Source organism: Roseibium sp. MB-4, assembly GCF_053005265.1.
In genome coordinates, this window is sequence record NZ_JBRKQB010000001.1 from 1,625,805 (window position 1) to 1,643,520 (window position 17,716).

The following is a 17,716-nucleotide window of genomic DNA, read 5'->3' on the forward strand; positions in this document are numbered from 1 at the left end:
TCGCTCCTATCGGTCCTTGGGATCCAACGCATCGCGCAGTCCGTCGCCGATAAAGTTCAGCGCGAACAGTGTCGATGTCAGGAAGATGGATGGGAAGATCAGCATCCAGGCCGACCCTTGCAGATTGCGGGCGCCTTCGGAAATCAGAACGCCCCAACTCGTCATCGGCTCCTGGATGCCAAGACCGAGGAACGACAGGAAGCTCTCAAGAAGTATTACCTTCGGCACGAGCAGGGTCATGTAGACAACCACCGGGCCGAGGGTATTCGGGATGATGTGCCGGCGAACGATGCCGCCGTCACCAACGCCCATGGCCTCGGCTGCCTGCACGTATTCCTGCCGCTTGATGGTCAACGTCTGACCGCGCACGATCCTGGCCATATCCAGCCATTCGACCGCCCCAACGGCGATAAACATCAAAATGAAATTCCGGCCGAAGAACACCACCAGCATGATCACGAAGAAGATGAAGGGGAGAGAATACAGAATGTCGACCGCCCGCATCATCAGCTGGTCGGCCCGTCCGCCAAGATATCCGGACGTCGCCCCGTAAAGAACACCGATGGTAATGGCAACGACGGTCGCGAGCAGACCGATGGTCAAGGAAACACGGCCGGCAATGAACGTCCGGGTCATCAGGTCCCGGCCATTCGCATCGGTGCCAAAGTAGAAATGCAGGTAGTTGATGTCCGCTGTCAGCGTCGCGCGCTTGTTATCGTCTGCAAGGTCGCTCAAGGCGGCGTTTTTGAACAAGTCGCTTCGATCGATGTACCGCGTTGATCGTGGATCGATGGCCCGGCGGGAGGTCACTTGCGCCACCACCTGATCGCCAACCCGCTCATAACTTTCAAGACTCAAACGCGCTCGTTTCACAAGGGCTTCAAACGCTGGCTCAACCTGATCCGGTTTCGGGTAGGCGCCCAGGCTTGCCGGCACCTTCACATAGTCCCTGTAAACCGTGTCATAGTCATGCGGCGACAGGATCGGGCCAAAGGCCGACAACAGCGCAATGGTGGCCAGCACAATCATGCTGGCAACAGCCGCCTTGTTCGCCAGAAGCCGGTCGCGGGCATCATCCCAGAGCGAGCGCCCGCGTTGCGGAACGTCGACGGTATCGGGTGTCGTGACAGACATGTGTGATATCCTCAGTCGTAGCGCACGCGCGGATCAAGCAGCGCATAAAGCAGATCCACGACCAGGTTGAAGATGATGACGAAACACGCCACGACGACCACGGTGCCCATAACCAGCGTGTAGTCGCGGTTCAGCGCGCCTTGCACGAAATAGCGCCCAATGCCGGGAATACCGAAGATGGTCTCCACCACCACGGATCCGGTCAACAGGGCAGCCGCGGCCGGCCCCATGTAAGACACCACCGGCAGGATCGCGCCGCGCAAGGTGTGGACCACTATCACCAGATAGTTTGTCAAACCATAGGCCCGAGCAGTTCGAACGTGGTTGGAGCGCAACGCCTCGATCATGGATCCGCGGGTCAATCGGGCAATCACCGCAATCTGCGGCAGTGCCAGTGTCACCACGGGCAGGATCTTGTTGACGAAGGCCCCATCACCCCAGCCCCCAACAGGCAGCCAGCCGAGCCAGACACCGAGCAAGAGCGTCAGAACGGGAGCCACGACAAAGTTTGGTATGGTCACACCCAGGGTCGCAGCGGCCATCACAGAGTAATCCGCCGGACCATTTTGCCGGAGCGCAGCTACAACACCCATGAGACCACCGACAACCAGCGCCAGGGCAAGGGCGCTCATACCGAGTTGGATCGAGATCGGCAAACTGGCAGCAAAGAGTTCATTGATGGTGAAGTCGCGAAAGTAAAAGCTCGGCCCAAAATCGAGCTGCGAAATAGATTTCAGATAGAGCAGATACTGTGTCCAGAGCGGCTCGTCCAAGTGATAAATCTTGTTCAGATTTTCCATCACTTTGGCTTCAAGCGGGCGTTCGAGATCGAACGGCCCGCCCGGCGCGATCCGGATCAAAAAGAAGGAGATTGTTACAATCAGAAAAATCGTCGGGATTGCGCCCAGCAATCGACCGAACACGTAGCGGGTCATCAGCTTGCCCTTCTCATTCCACGATGATCTTGGGGTCAGGACTCATTAAATTGATTGAATTGGCACGGCAAACGGCGATGAGCTGCAAGGAAAAGCGCAATATGCGGGCTTCGTGCCCGGCTGAGCGGTTTGACGGAGCGGATCGAAGCCGTTTTGCATTCCGGAAGTATAGAGTGACTTTGCCCGGCAACGTCGTTGCAATCCTTTGAAAACCGGACGGTTTCCTGCAGCACTGCGCCTCGTATCGGAACAAATTCTTCCCTACCAATTCATCCAAATTAATGGGTCCTGGCCCTAAGCCAATCAGGCTGCCATCTTGCAAAACCGGCAGCAGCGGAAGATCCGCCGCTGCCAATTTCGAATGTTACCGTTATTGGGCAATACTCATCCAGCGTGTCGGATGGATATTTTGAAGATTATCTTCAAATCCACTGACCGTGTCGGAGACGAGATTCATGGAGCCGTAGTACATCAACGGGATGAACGGCAGGTCACGCATGAACAAAGCTTCGGCCTGCTGCAGGAGCTGCGCGCGCTTTTCCAGATCAACGGTCTTTGCGGCCTCATCCATCAGCGCGTCATATTCCGGATTGTTGTACCGCGCGTAGTTGAAACCCGTGTTGTCGCTTTCCACCATAAACAGGAAGTTCTGAGGATCGGAGTAATCGCCGATCCAGCCGGCACGTGCGACATCGAAGTCACCCCGGTCCCTCAAATGCGCATAGTGGGTGGCGACATCCGTGTTGAGCATGGACACTTCAACACCCAAAGGCTTCCACATATCGGCGATCGCAACGGCCGTGTTCTTGTGGTTTTCGGAGGTGTTGTAGCGGATCTCCAACTGCAGTGGATTGTCTGGAGAGTAACCAGCGCCAGCAAGCAGCTCGATCGCCTTGTCTTCACGGTCAATCAAGGACATGTCCTTGTAGTCCGCATAAGCCGGTTCACCGTAGTTGCCGATGCCAGGCGGAACGAAGGAATAGGCAGGGACCATAACGCTGCCCCAGATTTCCTCGGCAAGGAACTCCCGGTCGATCGCCATGGACAGAGCCCGTCGCACATCCGGGTTGGACAGCGCTTCGTCTTCATGGTTGAGGGCGTAATAGTAGTTGCCTAGATACGGCGCGACGCGGAACTGCGGTCCGAGCTCTTCCTTCATAAAGGCGACCTGCTCGGTCGGCGCATCGTTGTTGGTATGCAGCTCGCCCGCCTGGAACCGGCGCAGGGCCGCACCCCGGTCTTCGGTCGGATAGAAAATCACCGTATCGATCTGAACATTATCCGCATCGTGGAAGTGCGGGTTCTTGTTGGCCTTCAGCTGGGCGTTCGGTGTGAACTCGACCAGCGTGAAAGGCCCGTTCGAAACGATGTTTTCCGGCTTCACGAAGTCCGTGCCATGAGCCTCAACGGTGGCCGGGTGTACAGGCAATCCTGTCTGGTGACCCAGCAAGTCAATGAAATACGGGGTGGGCGCTTCCAAAGCGATTTCGAGCGTGCGGTCATCAATCGCCTTAACGGCCAGTTCTTCCACCGCCAAATCGCCGGTGTTGACAGCTTCGGCGTTCTTGATCGGGTACAGGATGTTTGCATATTTTGCGCCTGTTTCCGGATTCATGATCCGGCGCAGCGAATAAACGAAATCGCCAGCAACCACCGGGTCGCCATTCGACCACTTGGCATCTTCGCGGAGCGTGAAGGTGTAAACAGTGCCGTCTTCCGACGCCGTCCAGCTTTCGGCAACACCCGGGATGATTTCCCCTTTTGCGTTGTAAGCGACGAGGCCTTCATAAAGATCGCGCAGAATGTGCGCCTCATAGACGGTGGACGTCTTGTGCTGGTCCAGTGTTTCCGGATCACCCGTGTTTCCACGGTGATAAACCACTTCGGCCATGGCCGTAAGCGATGTTGCCGCCATCAGCGCGGCGGCGAGCGCGGTGACGCGTAAGGACTTGATCATATCGTTCTCCCCTCTGGATTTTTGTCAATTTAAGAAACGATGGCGATATACATTCCACGCCCATAACGTGCATTCAAGCGCTGCCTGAATATGTTTCCACCAAGAATCCAAAAAGGCAATATTCTTCCTACAAACAGATCTGAACGGGAAAATATTTCCGATCTTGTCGAATGCAGCCAAAGAAGTCACGCTCGGCAACCGATGCTTAATTACAATCTAAAGTTGTTTTTGCGGTACTGCGGCGCTGCTTGGAGAAGTAATGCTACACCTTCTTGGCGTCACAAACAAAACCGGCCGGCCCAAACAGAACGCCCGAACGTGTGCGTACACTGTTCGAAACGTCCGGTCCGGAGCCGGCCGGGCTTGGTCAGCAAGTCTTCTGAGTATCAGTAACCGAGATACGAAGAACCGAGGCTGTCGCGGTACTTGTCGACCCATTTAGTGTTGATTGCCTTCACGGTGCCGTCAGCTTCAATTTCCTTGAAACACCGGTCAAAGTCGGCCGCAACCTTCGCATCCCGGAACGCCATGGTGTACGGGCTGGAGTCAAACACGGCCTTGAAGGAAACAGACTGATTGGGATCGAACCGCAGATCGCTTTGGCCGCGAAGCTGCTGATTGTACTCCGCAAACAGCATGCCGTCGCCGATGATTGCGTCGACACGCCCGCCGAACAGCGACCGGCTCTGAGTAATCTGATCGGTCACTTCCCTGTAGTCCGCAAACGATCCGGTGTGGTCGGCAAGGCCCGGAATAATGCTTTCAGCGCCTTTGAAGCCGATAACCTTCTTGCCGGAAAGATCCGGCAAACCGTCGTAGCTGGCACCACTGTCCGTAAGAAACGAGACACCGTTCTGATAGTGGATATACACGCCGGTCGCCGTGCCATCGATCGGCATGCCCATCGGAACAGTCGCGACAGCATCGCCCTGCCCGTTCTTGAAGCTTTCCCAGTGACGTGTGAACGGCTGAATGTTGAATTTGACCGTGTGACCGCATTTCTCAAGGGCCGCAGTAATCAGCTCCGCCTCGCGGCCGCCGCCACCGTCAAGAAACATGGGTGGCAAGTTGCCCGCCATTACGGTGATCTCGTCCGCCCATGACGTTGCCGGCTGCAGAGTCATTGTCAGGAGGACAGAAAAGAGGGCTGTTTTTTTCATCGATTTTCCCAGTGTCTGGAGGCCAATTAGGACACCATCCAAATCGATAGCTATGAAAAACAGCTTAATCTGGCTCGCTGTATTTATCGCACTGTAATTACTACTAAGTAATTCAAATTTAATTCGAATTTTCGAAAACTTTACCTGTTGATTGACGCAGGGACTGCCTCTTGGGCACGAAGACTTTACCTCCAAAGACACTCTGCAAATTACGGCAAGGAAAACCGACGCGCAGTCAGCGCGCCGGTGCGATCAGTTTGGATCCAAACACAAACAAACGGGGCTCACCGGCAGAATCGATGTTTCCCGCTGTAAGCCAGATACGTGCCGGTATTTGGGTTAAAGGACTTAAACTTACGGGCACAATACGCGTAGTACTCCGGTGTAAACGGCGCGAGCCCGGTCTTGGTGTACGGCACCCGCTGAGGGGCGCCCGGGTAGACCACGACCGGCGGCGGTGCAATGTAGAGGGGCGGATTGATCCGAACTCGTGACCGGTAGCGATAAGGGCGCTTGTAGTACGGACGATAGTAAGGCCGGTGCGGTCTATAGTAACCGCCGCCATAATACCCGCGGCCGCCGTAGTAGCCGCGACCGCCGTAATAGGCGCCGCCACGATACCCGCCAGTCCCAAAGGAAAAGCCAATGCCTCCGCTGCCGATGTAGATGGAATCTGCTTTCGCAGTTTCCGTTCCGCTTACCAGCACTCCGGCTACAATCACTGCAAGGCCGAACACTGAAGCGGCTGCAAGTCTCATTGCTGCACGCGTCCGTCGGCGCATCAGATCAGTTATTTCATTCAAGCTGCGACCAGTCACCGTTGACGCCTCCACGTTTGCCCGGTTGCTTTGCCCCTGCCTTCAGTGATCACTATACATGCTTTCATGGCCAAAATCGTCCGCCTGACGATCAATTCTTTAAAAGCCGTTTCCGGCTGAGCTTGCAAGCCGCTCCCGGCGCCCGTAAAACCCGGCGCCAGACCCTCAATTCCCAGACCGGACACACATGGCCCCTCCTCCGCTTTTGACCCTTCGCGACGTTCATCTGACCTTCGGCGGCACTCCGCTTCTGACCGGCGCGGAACTCTCCGTGGCAGAAGGGGAACGGCTGTGCCTGGTCGGGCGCAATGGCTCGGGCAAATCGACCCTGTTGAAGATCGCCGCCGGCATGGTGGAAATGGATACCGGCGAACGGTTTTTTCAGCCGGGCCGCACGATCCGCTACCTGCCGCAAGAACCGGACCTTTCGACCTATGCCTCCACGCTGGACTACGTGAACGAAGGACTAACGGATGGCGATGATCCCTACCGCGGTGCTTATCTGCTAGAGGTTCTGGGGCTTACCGGACAGGAAGATCCGAAAGCGCTCTCCGGCGGCGAAGCCCGCAGAGCGGCCCTTGCCCGCACGCTGGCGCCTGAACCGGATATTCTCCTCCTCGATGAGCCGACCAACCACCTTGACCTTCCCGCCATCGAGTGGCTGGAAGAAGAGCTGAGAAGCCTGAAATCCGCCATTGTCCTGATCTCCCACGATCGCCGTTTCCTGGAAAACCTGTCGCGGGCAACGGTCTGGATCGACCGGGGCATCTCGCGCCGCCTCGACAAGGGCTTTGCGCATTTTGAAGCCTGGCGCGATGAGGTCTTTGAACAGGAAGAGGTCGACCAGCAGAAGCTCGCGCAGAAGATCAAGCGCGAAGAGCACTGGATGACCTATGGGGTCACCGCGCGGCGCAAGCGGAACATGCGCCGGGTGCGCGAGCTGGCCGATCTGCGCAAGCAAAAACGGGAGCACCGCGGCCCACAGGGCACCGCCAAACTCTCTGCCGCCGAAGGCGAAACCTCCGGCAAACTGGTGATCGAGGCCAAGGGCATCTCCAAAACCTATGGCGACCGGTCCATCGTCAAGGACTTCTCGTCCCGCATCCAGCGCGGCGACCGCATCGGCCTTGTCGGCCCGAATGGCGCCGGCAAAACAACGCTCCTGAAGATGCTGACCGGCGAGCTCACCCCAGACACCGGCTCGGTGCGCCTTGGCACCAATCTTGAGATGGTAACACTCGACCAGAAGCGGGAAAACCTCAACCCGCAGGACAGCCTGTCCTCCGTCCTGACCGGCGGGCGCGGCGACACGGTCATCATCGGGGATGAGACCAAACACGTGATGTCCTACATGAAGGACTTCCTGTTTTCGCTCGAACAGGCCCGCACGCCCGTCGGCGTGCTGTCAGGTGGCGAGCGCGCGCGCGCCCTGCTTGCGCGGGCGCTGGCATCGACATCCAACATGATGGTGCTCGACGAGCCCACCAACGATCTTGATCTGGAAACGCTCGATCTTCTGCAAGAGCTGCTCGCCGACTACAAGGGAACGGCACTGATCGTCAGCCACGACCGTGATTTCCTCGACCGGGTAGCGACATCGGTCATTGTCTCTGAGGGCAACGGGGTATGGCGGGAGTATGCGGGCGGCTACACCGACATGCTCGCTCAACGCGGCGCAGGCGTCAGCGCACGTAAAGTGGAAAAGTCAGCGCCGTCCAGGAAGGAAAAGGCCCAAGGGTCAGCACCTTCAGAGGAAAAGCCGAAGAAGAAGTCGAAACTCAGCTTCACCCAGCAGCACCTGCTTAAGTCTTTGCCGGAAGACATAGAGAAAATTGAAGCGCAGCTTGAAAAACTTCAAAGCGACATGAACGACCCGGAGCTTTACGCGAAGAACCCGGACAAATTTGCCAAGTTATCCGCACAAATCACTGATCTTTCGACCAAAAAAGATGAAATGGAAGAACAGTGGCTCGAGCTGGAAATGCTCAACGAGGGCTAAGTGGTGGTGTGTGGCGCGGAGAACAGCCGTCACTGTCCCGGCCCTGAGCCGGGACCTACGCTCCCACCAGCAGCCTGAAGCTTTCACGCGAAACGCAGAGCTCTGCAAATGCGTGGATCCCGGATCTCCGCTTTGCTGCGTCCGGGAAAGCGCGCCCCTCGTCCCAGCGTCATCCCCGCCCCCGAGCGGGGATCCATGCCGTAGCCTATCCACTCGATGAGACGCGATTTGGGCACGGTCACGGGATGGATTAGCCGAGTGTGGAACGTCGCGAGCTCAGCCGACCTTGCGCCCATGAAAAAGGGGCGTCCGGGCCTCTCGGACGCCCCTTCAGAGCCCCCCTGGATTATGGTTCGGTTTGGCTCTGATCTCGGTATTTCAAACTGGCCGGCTTAAGACCGGTTGCCGCGATGTGCCCATCCCGTCATTCGCATTTCCAGCCATGCCATTAGTGCGTACATAATAATACCCAGAACAGCGAGAGCGACAAGCCCTGCCCATACGAGCGGTACGTTAAACTGGGACTGGGCCAGCTGCATCATGTAGCCAAGACCTGAGTTGGCCGCGATGGATTCAGAAATCACCGATCCGACGAAGGCCAACGTGATCGCCACTTTCATAGAGCCGAACAGGTAAGGCATCGCCCGCGGAATACCAACCTTCAGCATGATGTCATGTTTCTTGGCCCCCAACGCCCGCAACACGTCCTCCATCTCCGGCTCAATGGTTGCCAGACCGGTGGCCACATTCACAACGATCGGGAAGAAGGCGATCAGAAACGCGGTCAGAACAGCGGGAATGGTGCCGATGCCGAACCAGATGACGAGGATCGGAACAACGGCGACCTTCGGGATGGAGTTGAAACCGATCATGATCGGGTAAAGACCCGCATAAATCGACCGGCTCCAACCGATCGCAAGGCCGAGCGCCATGCCGCCCACAACGGCCATGATGAAGCCGACAACGGTCGTATAGAGCGTCTGAACCGAGTTCTTCCAGATCGGCGACCAGTACTTCACGGTTGCCACCCAGATATCTGAGGGCGCCGGCAGGATGATCACGGGGATATCGAGAACCTGAACGGACCCTTCCCAGAGAACAAACAGACCGATGGCCCAAAGCCAGGGCGCAGCGGTAATCCAACGAGAGTCAGTCATGCAGCGGCCCTCGCATCGGCGATCAGATCGCGCAGTTCGTGAACAATATCGTTGAAAGCGCTCTCATAGGTCAGCTCAATTGGACGCGGACGGTCAAAGGGCACTTCCCGCTCACGGATGATCGTGCCCGGGCGGGCGCTCATGACAAAGACCTTGTCTGCAAGGAACACCGCCTCGCGGAGGTCGTGAGTGACAAGAATGGTCGTGAAACCTTTCTCCGCGTGCAGATCGCGCATGACCTGCCAAAGCTCTTCACGCGTAAAGGCGTCGAGCGCGCCAAAGGGCTCGTCCAGCATCAATAGGGCCGGGTCATGAATTAGTGCCCGGCACAAATTGGCGCGTTGCTGCATGCCGCCAGACAATTGCCAGGGATACTTGTCGCCAAAGCCTGACAGGCCGACCAAATCCAACAGAGCTTCCGCCTTGGCCGTGTAGGCCTGCTTTTCAGAGCGGAATTTGGATCTGTGCGGCTGCACGATCTCAAGGGGCAGCATGACGTTTGCAAGTGTGGAGCGCCAAGGAAGCATGGACGGGTTCTGAAAAGCCATGCCGGCAACGGACACCGGACCGTCCACTTCGTGCCCGGCAACTTCGATCGTGCCCTTCTGCGGCGCGATCAGGCCGGTGGCCAGTTTCATCAAGGTCGACTTCCCGCACCCGGATGGGCCGACAACGGCAGCGAATTCGCCTTTTTTGACACTCATCGTGAGCCCATCAAGGGCGAGCGTCCCATCCGCTGCGCCGCCATAGGTCAGGCGGACATCTCTTAAATCTACAAATCCGGTCACTGAATGATCCGCTAGAAAAGGAAGGAGACCGCAGCCGGGTCGGCTGCGGCCATAGCATTGTAGAGCGGCAAACTTACTTCAGCATGCGCTCTTCTTTGGGCGGCAGATAGCTGGCATCGAAGACGCGCTCCGGTGCCGGAGGCGTGGCGCTAACACCCATGGAGCCCTGGAGGTATTCCATGGATTTCGTCAGCTTATCCATATCGACACCGCCAAAGCCGTTTTCCTTGACGGCCGGTGTTGCGATGGAACCTTCCACAGCCATGGTCAGACGCTCGATCTCAACGGCTTCATCGAGAATTTCGTTGCGCTTCATGACGTAAGGGATCGCAGCGGCCGGATCGGCAATTGCGTCCAGATAGCCTTTGGTCAGGGCTTTCAGAAAGCCTTTCACGGCCTCCGGGTTTTCTTCGGCAAAGTCCGTATTGGTGATCACCACGTTGCCATAAAGACCCAGACCATTCTCACCCATCAGGATCAGGGAGATATCGTCTTCCGGAACCCCTTGGGCTTTCAGGTTGATGACTGAGGAGAAGGAGAACCCGAAGATCGCATCGACCTGGCCTTGTGCCAGCATCGGCTCGCGCACCGGGAAACCGACGCTTTCAATTGTGATGCCGGAGGTGTCGATGCCTGTGACATCAACAAAGGCCGGCCATTGGCCGAAGGCCGCATCCGGCGGCGGAGCGCCAAGGGTTTTGCCTTCCAGGGACTTCGGATCTTCCGTGACACCCTGGCTTTTGCGGCCAATCACAGCGAAAGGCGGCGTTTCATAAGCCATCATGACGGCTTTCACCTTAAGATCCGGCTGATCGTCCAGCACCTTGATCAGGGCGTTGATGTCGCCAAAGCCCATATCGTACGTGCCGGTCGCAACACGCGGGATCGACTCGCGCGAGCCCGCTCCGGTGTCGATCGTCACGTTCAGATCTTCGTCGGCGAAGTACCCTTTGTCGAGCGCGATGAAGAACGGCGCTGCCGGTCCTTCGAATTTCCAATCAAGCGTGAACTTGATATCCGTCGCTGCAAGAGCCGTGGAAGATGTTAGGGCCAGAGCGAGGGCCACCCCTGTGAGAAGACGCATATTTTTCCCCTGCATTTGAAGAAGGTTTCGATGACGTTGAAATCAATATGCTCAAAAATCAAGCAGTACTTTCGACTGCTCATCATCTACGCAGGGCGTGCCCAATAGTTTTGCTGCGGGTTTCCAGGACAACAAGTGACTGAGTTTGCTGGCTTTCCGTTGGCTGCCAGCCTTCATTTGGCCTCAAGATAAGCCAAAACAGATCATAGGGAGCGTCGTCAGGTGCTCAGAATATCCGCGCGATAATTAGACCAAGCGGTCAGGACACGCGGATATCCGGGTGCATGACGCAAGGCTGGCAGGAGCGGGCCAGCTGAGATAAAGACAAGTGACACGGCAATTTTGCGGAGTGGCAATGTTCGATTGGGCCTACAAGAAACGGCTGCGGGACGATCTGGAGACATGGGTCGGCAAAGGCTGGCTGACCCCGGAAGGCGCAGCAGCCATTCTGGACGACCAGGATCAAGACGACGGCCGCTCAAGACTGCCGATGGCCCTTGCCGGTATTGGTGTCGTCTGCGTAGCGTTGGCGTTGTTTGCCTTTATTGCCGCGAATTGGGGTGCAATCCCGAAGGCTGTCAAGCTGGCCGGCATTGCCGCCTTGATCCTTGGCGCGCACCTTCTGGCAGCCCTCGCCTCCCGGGCCGGCAAGAAAGGTCTTTCGGATTTGGCGACGGGTTTTGCCACCTTGGTGTTTGTCGGCGGGATGGCGCTGGTCGGACAGATTTTCCATATGCCCGCCGATTGGTCCGGGGGCGCGTTCCTGGTTTGCATGGGCGCCCTTGCAGCGGCCTGGCTGTCGGGATCCGTCACCTCTCTGACGGTGGCCGCAATTGCCGCTGTTACCTGGCAATCATCGAGGGTGTTTACAGAGCACGCAGGCGGGGCGGACGTCGTGATCAGCATCGTGTTTCTAGCCGCGATTTTCCTGCATCCCTTCTTCCACCCCGCCCGGCTCAGCCGGTTTGCAGCGATTGCTGTCTTGCTCGTTACTTACGGACGCTGGTTTGGAGAAGTGGCCGACCGGATGCCGGGTGGAGATGATGCTGTTGGCGCCATGATCCTTGCAGGGTTTGGCGGCCTGTTCGCGACCATGATCCAACTTGGCCCGATTGGCGATCTTTATGTGAAATGGTCGAGCTACAAACCGGTCAAGACGCATGCGCACTGGCTTATGCTGCGCGCCCTTCAGGACATCGGCTTCATGATGCTGTGCGCACTTGTGTTCGTCAGCCTGATTGCAGTTCAGGAGTTTGATGACGGTGTTCCGCTGATGCGGGTCTTCTCGCTGCCGGTCGCACTGCCCCTGCTGTCAGCGGTTGCGCTGTGTGTCATTGGCCTTGTGATGTCGTTCAAGACGGAAAAGGCCCTTGCCCTTTTCGCCGCCGTCGGGCTGGGCTTGCTGACCTGTCTGGCGCCCTTGGTTGTCGAAAACGTATTGTTGGTGTCGGCCCTCGCCCTCGCCTCATTGATCGGTCTTTGCACCCTTGGGACCTGGTTCAACAACCGCTTCTGGATGCTCTGTGCCTATCTTGCGTTGACTGGCGTCGGACTTTGGCTGCTTCAGGTCACCATCGGATCTCTTTTGGGGCAATCGGTCTTTTTCCTGATTGCCGGCCTTGTGCTTCTTGGCATGGCACTCTGGCTGGCCCGTTTGTTCAAACGCAAGTCCGGACCGGCAAACAAAGCGGAGGCTTCGTCATGACCACCGAAGCACTCGAGCAACAGCCAACCACCCGCTCACGGAAACTGTCTCCTTTCTTGAAGTGGGGCTTGATTGCACTTGTGCAGCTGACCCTCATTGCTCTCCCTCTGATCGACCGTCTCGATGTTCAGATGAGCGGCAAGGAGGTGACCCTGGCTCTGGTCCCGGTTGATCCGCGAGACCTTCTGCGCGGCGATTATGTGATCATCAACTTGGCCATCGCCCGTGTGTCCGTTGATTTGCCCGGCGCAAACGAGGTCAAGGACGGAGATCGGGTCTATGTCCGTCTGGAGCCCGGAACCGACGGCCTTATGCGCGCTACCGCTGTTGGCAAGGAAGCTGATCCTTCCGGTACTGCCGCCATGGCCGGGACCGTCCGGTCCGTCGGCGGCAGCGACATTCGCATCGACTACGGCATAGATGCGTTCTTCTTGCCCGAAGGCGACGGCCTCATCATCGAGGACCTGGATACGGAGCGGGTCAATCTGGTGGTGGCCGTGACTGAAGATGGACGATCCCTGCCGCTGCGCCTTTTGGTCGACGGAAAACCTTTTAAAAACGATGCAGCCTTTTGACGGAGCCGCCACCTGGGAGTATGAGCGCGCTATGATATTCTTCGCAAAGGCCGCTTATGTCCGATCCTGCTCTTGAAACACTGGTGCTGCCAATCTCATCCAAAGATGTGGAATTGCCGGACCGCGCGCGGATCCTTGTGCTCCGCGCCCGTGCAGGACGCCCGCTGAAAGATCTGGAGCCACATGAGGTCATGTGTGAGCAAAGCTTCGCACCGGATCGCGATGCCCTTCAAAAAGCCGGGTTCAAGGTGGAGCCGGAAACGAATGAAGATGGCTTTGATGCCGTCCTCGTTCTGCCCGGCCGTCAGAGGCAGGAAGCAAGGGCCCTGCTCGCCCGGGCGGCCACCAAGACGAAGCCCGGTGGCACCGTCATCGCTTGCGCGCCCAATACGGAAGGCGCGAAAACGCTGGAGCAGGACTTTTCGGCACTTTTCGGCAGTGCTGACAAGCTCTCGAAGAACAAGTGCCGTGTTGTCTGGGCCCCTGTTGATGCGAACAGCTTCGACACTGCGCTGATGACAGATTGGTCGGGTCTGGATGCCCCGCGGCCTGTTCTCGATGGTACTTACATCAGCCGGCCGGGCGTTTTTGCCTGGGACCGCATCGATCCGGCGTCCAGGCTTTTGGCCGAGAACCTCCCCGACAGTTTGAGCGGTCGCGGCGCAGATCTCGGCGCGGGCTTTGGTTACCTTTCCCGACAGGTTCTGGAAAAGGCACCAAAGGTCGCCGTCCTCGATCTTTATGAGGCGGAGAAACGCGCTTTGGATCTGGCGGAACAAAACCTTGCGTCATTCAAGGGCAAGAAGGCGATGACAGGCATCTGGTCCGATGTCACAAAAGGCATTGAGGGGCCGTACGATTTTCTGGTGTCCAATCCCCCTTTCCATCAGTCGGGCAAGGCTGACCGTGCGGATGTCGGTCAAGGCTTTATCCGGGCAGCTGCGCAGGGTCTGCGCTCCGGGGGAGCGTTTTATCTGGTGGCCAATCGGCACCTGCCCTACGAGCGCACGCTCGGCGACGTGTTCGACCGCGTCGAAATGCTCGCCGATGCCGGCGGCTACAAGGTGATCAAGGCCACCAAGGGCAAGGGAGGCAAGTAAGATGAGACTGGTCAAGCTCCTCGCCAACCTTGGCTACGGCAGCCGGAAGGAAATGCAGCAGGCGATCCGCCATGGCTGGGTGACCGACAGGAAGGGCAACCAGCTGAAGGCCGACGCGAAGACGGATCACGAAGACATTCTCTTCGATGATGAGCCGCTCGACCCGGCGCATGGCGTCGTCATTTTGATGAACAAACCGCTCGGCTACGTTTGCTCAACAAAGGACCAGGGACGTCTGGTCTATGATCTTTTGCCCGATCGGTTCCGGATGCGCAAACCCGTGCTCTCGACCATCGGCCGTCTGGACAAGGAAACATCCGGCGCCTTGCTGTTCACGGACGACGGCACATTTTTGCACCAGGTTATCTCGCCCAAATCGAATGTTCCAAAGGTCTATGAGGTCACGCTCGACCGGCCCATGAACGGCAGCGAAGCCGCATTGTTCGCCTCCGGCGAGATGATACTGGAGAACGAGCAGAAGCCTTTGAAACCGGCCGAGTTGGACGTGCTTGACGAGACACACGCGCGCCTCACCTTGCATGAAGGCCGCTATCATCAGGTCCGCCGCATGTTCGCTGCCACGGGCAATCATGTCACAGATCTTGCCCGCAGCCGGATTGGTGCCCTCACCCTTGAAGGTGTTGACGAAGGTCAGTGGAAAATCCTGTCCGAAGACGACAAGGCACTGATCTTTTCTTGAACCAACGGTGCGGCCCCGGACTTGATCCGGAGCCAGCTGTTCAGGTGGTCCCGGTGCTGCGGCCGGGACGGCAACTGTCGGCTTACCGGCTCAAGACCCGGATCCGGCTGTCGAATTCGCCCCGATCAACGTAGCAACCGCGCAGATGCCGGTAACCGGTATTGGGATCGAACGAAGCCCGGCCATGAAGCACCCGGCGATTGTCGAAGATCACCATTTCCCCGCCTTCAAGGCGCGTGGTGATGACATAGTCGCTTGAACGGGTCATCTGCATGATCTTCCGGTATGCCCGGTAGTAGGCTTCCATTGTGTCAGCCGGCAGATCGAAAACTCCCGCCAAATGGGCATTGAAATGAAGCTCCTGCAAATTGCCAAAGGCATCCAGATCGATCACCGTCTGATGGCGGCGAATGTCATAGCTGTCATCATGAAACCGGAACGGAACAGGCGTTTTTGACAAGAGTTCAAAGGCCTCCGGATCGTTCTGGCGCAGATCTTCGGCAATGGCGAAGCCGTCGCAGAAGGTGGACCCGCCGCCTTCCGCGTCGTTGGCAAGGCAATGCAGGAACTGAAAGCCTGGTGGCAACTCCTGATTTGCCAGATCGGTATGCAGCGGCAAAGCGTGTGAGGTGTAGGCAAGATTGTTCGGGTTCGGCATGGACCGGACTTCAAACGTCACGCCGAAATTGGTTTCCCTGAGAAAGCCAATCCGCTTGGCTGCAGCCATACCAGCTTCCCGGTCATCCGCCATACCATCAACGATGGCAAGACCAGTCTTCTTCGTCTCGATCAAGAACCCCAGCAGGGCCTTATCATCGTTCATCAGATCAGCGGCACTGATCCTTGGCAGGCTGGCCGGTTGGAAATCGCCGCGCCACAAGGTCGGCGGAATGTTCGCCGGGTCATTCAGGCCAACTCCGGGCCGGTGAGCCTTAAGCCAATTAGCGTCAAACCGGCTCTGGTGCTTTTCCCCGTCCCATTTAATCCGGATGGCTTCGCCATCGAGTTCAGCGGAGAGAATTCCAAGCGTTTCCGGAATACTGGTGAGATCGAATTCCCGCTCGTGAGTTTGCGGGTGAAAGCCGCTCGGGCAATTGTCCCGGAGCCAGAGAAAGGGGAAGTCGGCGCTGGTGCCGTCCGCCCAGGCAACATTGAGAACGCGGTCGCTGCCGCGTAAGGTGATCGATGTCATGAGTGTTGTCCACTGACGTTGTATAGAAATCAGAGCTGCGGCATCGGCCGCACAAACGTCATTGGCTGGCGGGGGGCGGCCACCACCAGTGCGCTTTGTTATGAGGCTGTCCGGGCATCCGCCCAACAACTGCAATCATCGTTCAAAGCCGTCTTGCAGGCTTGGCCTGCGATTTCAATCCGCTTCAAGCTACATCAAAGCACTCGCCCGGCAAGACATATTTTGCCGGGCGAAGCTGTTAACCTGTGATATCCGCAAGTTGCTTCAGGATTTGGAGGCCCGCGCCGCCAAAGCAATAGCGATGTAACTCCAGCCATTGATCAACACGGAGATACCTGCGATCAGCCCAAGCGCCCAAGCGGCCGAGCCCGGCAGGTCCATCCAGATCATGACTCCAGCCGCCAGTGACACAACACCGGCAATCAACACCCACACCCAGCCATCATGCGGCTTGAGCTTGAAAGCCATGACAATCTGGCTGATGCCCTGGGCTGCAAAAATCGCTGCAATGACAAGTGTCAGCGCAAGTGTCCCGGCGAGCGGGTTCACATAGATGACAACGCCGCCGATTACCGCAATGACGCCTGTGATCATGTTCCAGATGAATGCGGCCGTGCCCTGAGTCTTGAAGACTTGATAGATCTGGACGAGGCCGCCGACAAACAGGACAGCTGCAATCAGGATCGTGACCGCAATCGAAGTTGCCAGCGGAGCGGCGATCAGGATCATGCCTCCGAGAACGAGCGCGATCCCCAACGCCAGAAACCAGCCCCAGTTTTCCTGGATCTTGGTTTTCATGTCTTCAAGTGACTGAACTGCATCGCTCATCGGAACCTCCTTAAAAATAACATCGCTGATGACGATAACCATTTGCACCAATTTCGCAAACCGCTGATGACGTCGGGCGTCGAAATCACGAAACTTGAGCGCTTGACAAAAACTGTGCAATTGCACATTAAAGACAAATGTCCGACGATGACTTTTCCTTGTGCGTGTTGACCAACGCCCGCAAAGCTGCGCGCGCGGTCAGCCGCTATTATGATCAGATGGCCCGGAAGGCGGGATTCACATCGGGTCAGTTTTCCGTTCTGGTAACAGTTCGGGAGCACGACGGCGCGACCACAGCAGAGCTGGCCGAACGCCTTTCCATGGAACGCACCACTTTGGTCCGGAACGTGGCACTCTTGGAAAAAAAGGGATTTCTGATCTCCCGGCCTGCCGCCGATGCCAGGGGCAAGGCCTTCAGCATCACAGAGCAAGGCAACTTGTTGATTGAAAATGCCCTCCCGCTTTGGCGCGATGCCCAGGAGCATGTCAAGGATCTGCTCGGAGAAGAAGACTTTTTGACTTCCGTCCGGCTGATGAAACGCCTGTCACAACTCTAACCGAAACAACTGCCAATATCCTCGGGA

At 57.4% G+C, this 17,716-nt stretch carries 16 protein-coding genes; 6 read left to right on the forward strand and 10 right to left on the reverse strand.

The window, feature by feature from the left end; translation table 11 throughout:
* Window positions 1-6: 6 nt before the first annotated feature.
* The 5 genes from ACVDG4_RS07585 to ACVDG4_RS07605 form a co-directional block, all read right to left on the reverse strand.
* A complete protein-coding gene (locus ACVDG4_RS07585) occupies window positions 7-1,134 on the reverse strand; it encodes an ABC transporter permease subunit (RefSeq protein WP_447234582.1) in 1,128 nt (375 codons plus the stop codon).
* Between the two features lie 11 nt (window positions 1,135-1,145).
* Window positions 1,146-2,069: an oligopeptide ABC transporter permease OppB gene (gene oppB / locus ACVDG4_RS07590; protein ID WP_447234583.1), complete on the reverse strand. Its 924-nt coding sequence runs from the start codon at window positions 2,067-2,069 to the stop codon at window positions 1,146-1,148.
* Between the two features lie 370 nt (window positions 2,070-2,439).
* Entirely contained in the window at window positions 2,440-4,026 is a 1,587-nt protein-coding gene (locus ACVDG4_RS07595) for a peptide ABC transporter substrate-binding protein (RefSeq protein ID WP_409690243.1), read from the reverse strand.
* Between the two features lie 386 nt (window positions 4,027-4,412).
* Window positions 4,413-5,186 (reverse strand): substrate-binding periplasmic protein, encoded by a 774-nt coding sequence (locus tag ACVDG4_RS07600; protein WP_209173143.1) that lies wholly within the window; start codon window positions 5,184-5,186, stop codon window positions 4,413-4,415.
* 284 nt (window positions 5,187-5,470) lie between these two features.
* Window positions 5,471-5,944 (reverse strand): BA14K family protein, encoded by a 474-nt coding sequence (locus ACVDG4_RS07605; protein ID WP_209173142.1) that lies wholly within the window; start codon window positions 5,942-5,944, stop codon window positions 5,471-5,473.
* A gap of 247 nt (window positions 5,945-6,191) precedes the next feature.
* Here ACVDG4_RS07605 and ACVDG4_RS07610 point away from each other — a divergent pair, with 247 nt between their 5' ends.
* Complete coding sequence (locus ACVDG4_RS07610) at window positions 6,192-8,003, forward strand: ABC-F family ATP-binding cassette domain-containing protein (protein ID WP_447234584.1); 1,812 nt, start codon at window positions 6,192-6,194, stop codon at window positions 8,001-8,003.
* Between the two features lie 392 nt (window positions 8,004-8,395).
* On the opposite strand, the gene ACVDG4_RS07615 is transcribed toward ACVDG4_RS07610, so the two are convergent.
* The 3 genes from ACVDG4_RS07615 to ACVDG4_RS07625 form a co-directional block, all read right to left on the reverse strand.
* Window positions 8,396-9,160 carry an ABC transporter permease gene (locus ACVDG4_RS07615; RefSeq protein WP_133952908.1) on the reverse strand — a complete coding sequence of 255 codons (765 nt, stop codon included), beginning with the start codon at window positions 9,158-9,160 and terminating at the stop codon, window positions 8,396-8,398.
* The gene (locus ACVDG4_RS07620) at window positions 9,157-9,948 is read right to left on the reverse strand and encodes an ABC transporter ATP-binding protein (RefSeq protein WP_447234585.1); all 792 of its coding nucleotides are present in this window, start codon (window positions 9,946-9,948) and stop codon (window positions 9,157-9,159) included. Before ACVDG4_RS07620 ends, ACVDG4_RS07615 begins: the two co-directional genes overlap by 4 nt.
* Window positions 9,949-10,021: 73 nt before the next feature.
* Window positions 10,022-11,032 (reverse strand): ABC transporter substrate-binding protein, encoded by a 1,011-nt coding sequence (locus tag ACVDG4_RS07625; RefSeq protein WP_166672866.1) that lies wholly within the window; start codon window positions 11,030-11,032, stop codon window positions 10,022-10,024.
* Window positions 11,033-11,387: 355 nt separating this feature from the next.
* Between ACVDG4_RS07625 and ACVDG4_RS07630 the strand changes: the two genes are divergently transcribed.
* From ACVDG4_RS07630 to ACVDG4_RS07645, 4 genes are read left to right on the forward strand one after another with little or no spacing between them, the layout of a single operon-like run.
* Complete coding sequence (locus tag ACVDG4_RS07630; RefSeq protein WP_447234586.1) at window positions 11,388-12,737, forward strand: DUF2157 domain-containing protein; 1,350 nt, start codon at window positions 11,388-11,390, stop codon at window positions 12,735-12,737.
* A complete protein-coding gene (locus ACVDG4_RS07635; RefSeq protein WP_447234587.1) occupies window positions 12,734-13,312 on the forward strand; it encodes a GDYXXLXY domain-containing protein in 579 nt (192 codons plus the stop codon). The genes ACVDG4_RS07630 and ACVDG4_RS07635 overlap by 4 nt, the downstream gene beginning before the upstream one ends.
* A gap of 56 nt (window positions 13,313-13,368) precedes the next feature.
* Window positions 13,369-14,412, forward strand: a complete 1,044-nt coding sequence (locus ACVDG4_RS07640) for a class I SAM-dependent methyltransferase (protein WP_447234588.1) — start codon at window positions 13,369-13,371, stop codon at window positions 14,410-14,412.
* Between the two features lies 1 nt (window position 14,413).
* Entirely contained in the window at window positions 14,414-15,112 is a 699-nt protein-coding gene (locus ACVDG4_RS07645; RefSeq protein WP_447234589.1) for a pseudouridine synthase, read from the forward strand.
* An 82-nt stretch (window positions 15,113-15,194) separates the two neighbouring features.
* On the opposite strand, the gene ACVDG4_RS07650 is transcribed toward ACVDG4_RS07645, so the two are convergent.
* Both ACVDG4_RS07650 and ACVDG4_RS07655 read right to left on the reverse strand, forming a co-directional pair.
* Window positions 15,195-16,304, reverse strand: a complete 1,110-nt coding sequence (locus ACVDG4_RS07650; RefSeq protein ID WP_447234590.1) for a TauD/TfdA family dioxygenase — start codon at window positions 16,302-16,304, stop codon at window positions 15,195-15,197.
* Window positions 16,305-16,568: 264 nt separating this feature from the next.
* Complete coding sequence (locus ACVDG4_RS07655; protein ID WP_447234591.1) at window positions 16,569-17,132, reverse strand: HdeD family acid-resistance protein; 564 nt, start codon at window positions 17,130-17,132, stop codon at window positions 16,569-16,571.
* Between the two features lie 137 nt (window positions 17,133-17,269).
* Between ACVDG4_RS07655 and ACVDG4_RS07660 the strand changes: the two genes are divergently transcribed.
* Window positions 17,270-17,689 (forward strand): MarR family winged helix-turn-helix transcriptional regulator, encoded by a 420-nt coding sequence (locus ACVDG4_RS07660; protein WP_008196952.1) that lies wholly within the window; start codon window positions 17,270-17,272, stop codon window positions 17,687-17,689.
* The last annotated feature ends 27 nt before the right edge of the window (window positions 17,690-17,716 follow it).

Coding starts and splice junctions, on each gene's coding strand:
- ACVDG4_RS07585 (WP_447234582.1), bottom strand. CDS start 1,134: ATGTCTGTCACGACACCCGATACCGTCGACGTTCCGCAACGCGGGCGC.
- oppB (WP_447234583.1), bottom strand. CDS start 2,069: ATGACCCGCTACGTGTTCGGTCGATTGCTGGGCGCAATCCCGACGATT.
- ACVDG4_RS07595 (WP_409690243.1), bottom strand. CDS start 4,026: ATGATCAAGTCCTTACGCGTCACCGCGCTCGCCGCCGCGCTGATGGCG.
- ACVDG4_RS07600 (WP_209173143.1), bottom strand. CDS start 5,186: ATGAAAAAAACAGCCCTCTTTTCTGTCCTCCTGACAATGACTCTGCAG.
- ACVDG4_RS07605 (WP_209173142.1), bottom strand. CDS start 5,944: ATGAGACTTGCAGCCGCTTCAGTGTTCGGCCTTGCAGTGATTGTAGCC.
- ACVDG4_RS07610 (WP_447234584.1), top strand. CDS start 6,192: ATGGCCCCTCCTCCGCTTTTGACCCTTCGCGACGTTCATCTGACCTTC.
- ACVDG4_RS07615 (WP_133952908.1), bottom strand. CDS start 9,160: ATGACTGACTCTCGTTGGATTACCGCTGCGCCCTGGCTTTGGGCCATC.
- ACVDG4_RS07625 (WP_166672866.1), bottom strand. CDS start 11,032: ATGCGTCTTCTCACAGGGGTGGCCCTCGCTCTGGCCCTAACATCTTCC.
- ACVDG4_RS07630 (WP_447234586.1), top strand. CDS start 11,388: ATGTTCGATTGGGCCTACAAGAAACGGCTGCGGGACGATCTGGAGACA.
- ACVDG4_RS07635 (WP_447234587.1), top strand. CDS start 12,734: ATGACCACCGAAGCACTCGAGCAACAGCCAACCACCCGCTCACGGAAA.
- ACVDG4_RS07640 (WP_447234588.1), top strand. CDS start 13,369: ATGTCCGATCCTGCTCTTGAAACACTGGTGCTGCCAATCTCATCCAAA.
- ACVDG4_RS07645 (WP_447234589.1), top strand. CDS start 14,414: ATGAGACTGGTCAAGCTCCTCGCCAACCTTGGCTACGGCAGCCGGAAG.
- ACVDG4_RS07650 (WP_447234590.1), bottom strand. CDS start 16,304: ATGACATCGATCACCTTACGCGGCAGCGACCGCGTTCTCAATGTTGCC.
- ACVDG4_RS07655 (WP_447234591.1), bottom strand. CDS start 17,132: ATGAGCGATGCAGTTCAGTCACTTGAAGACATGAAAACCAAGATCCAG.
- ACVDG4_RS07660 (WP_008196952.1), top strand. CDS start 17,270: ATGTCCGACGATGACTTTTCCTTGTGCGTGTTGACCAACGCCCGCAAA.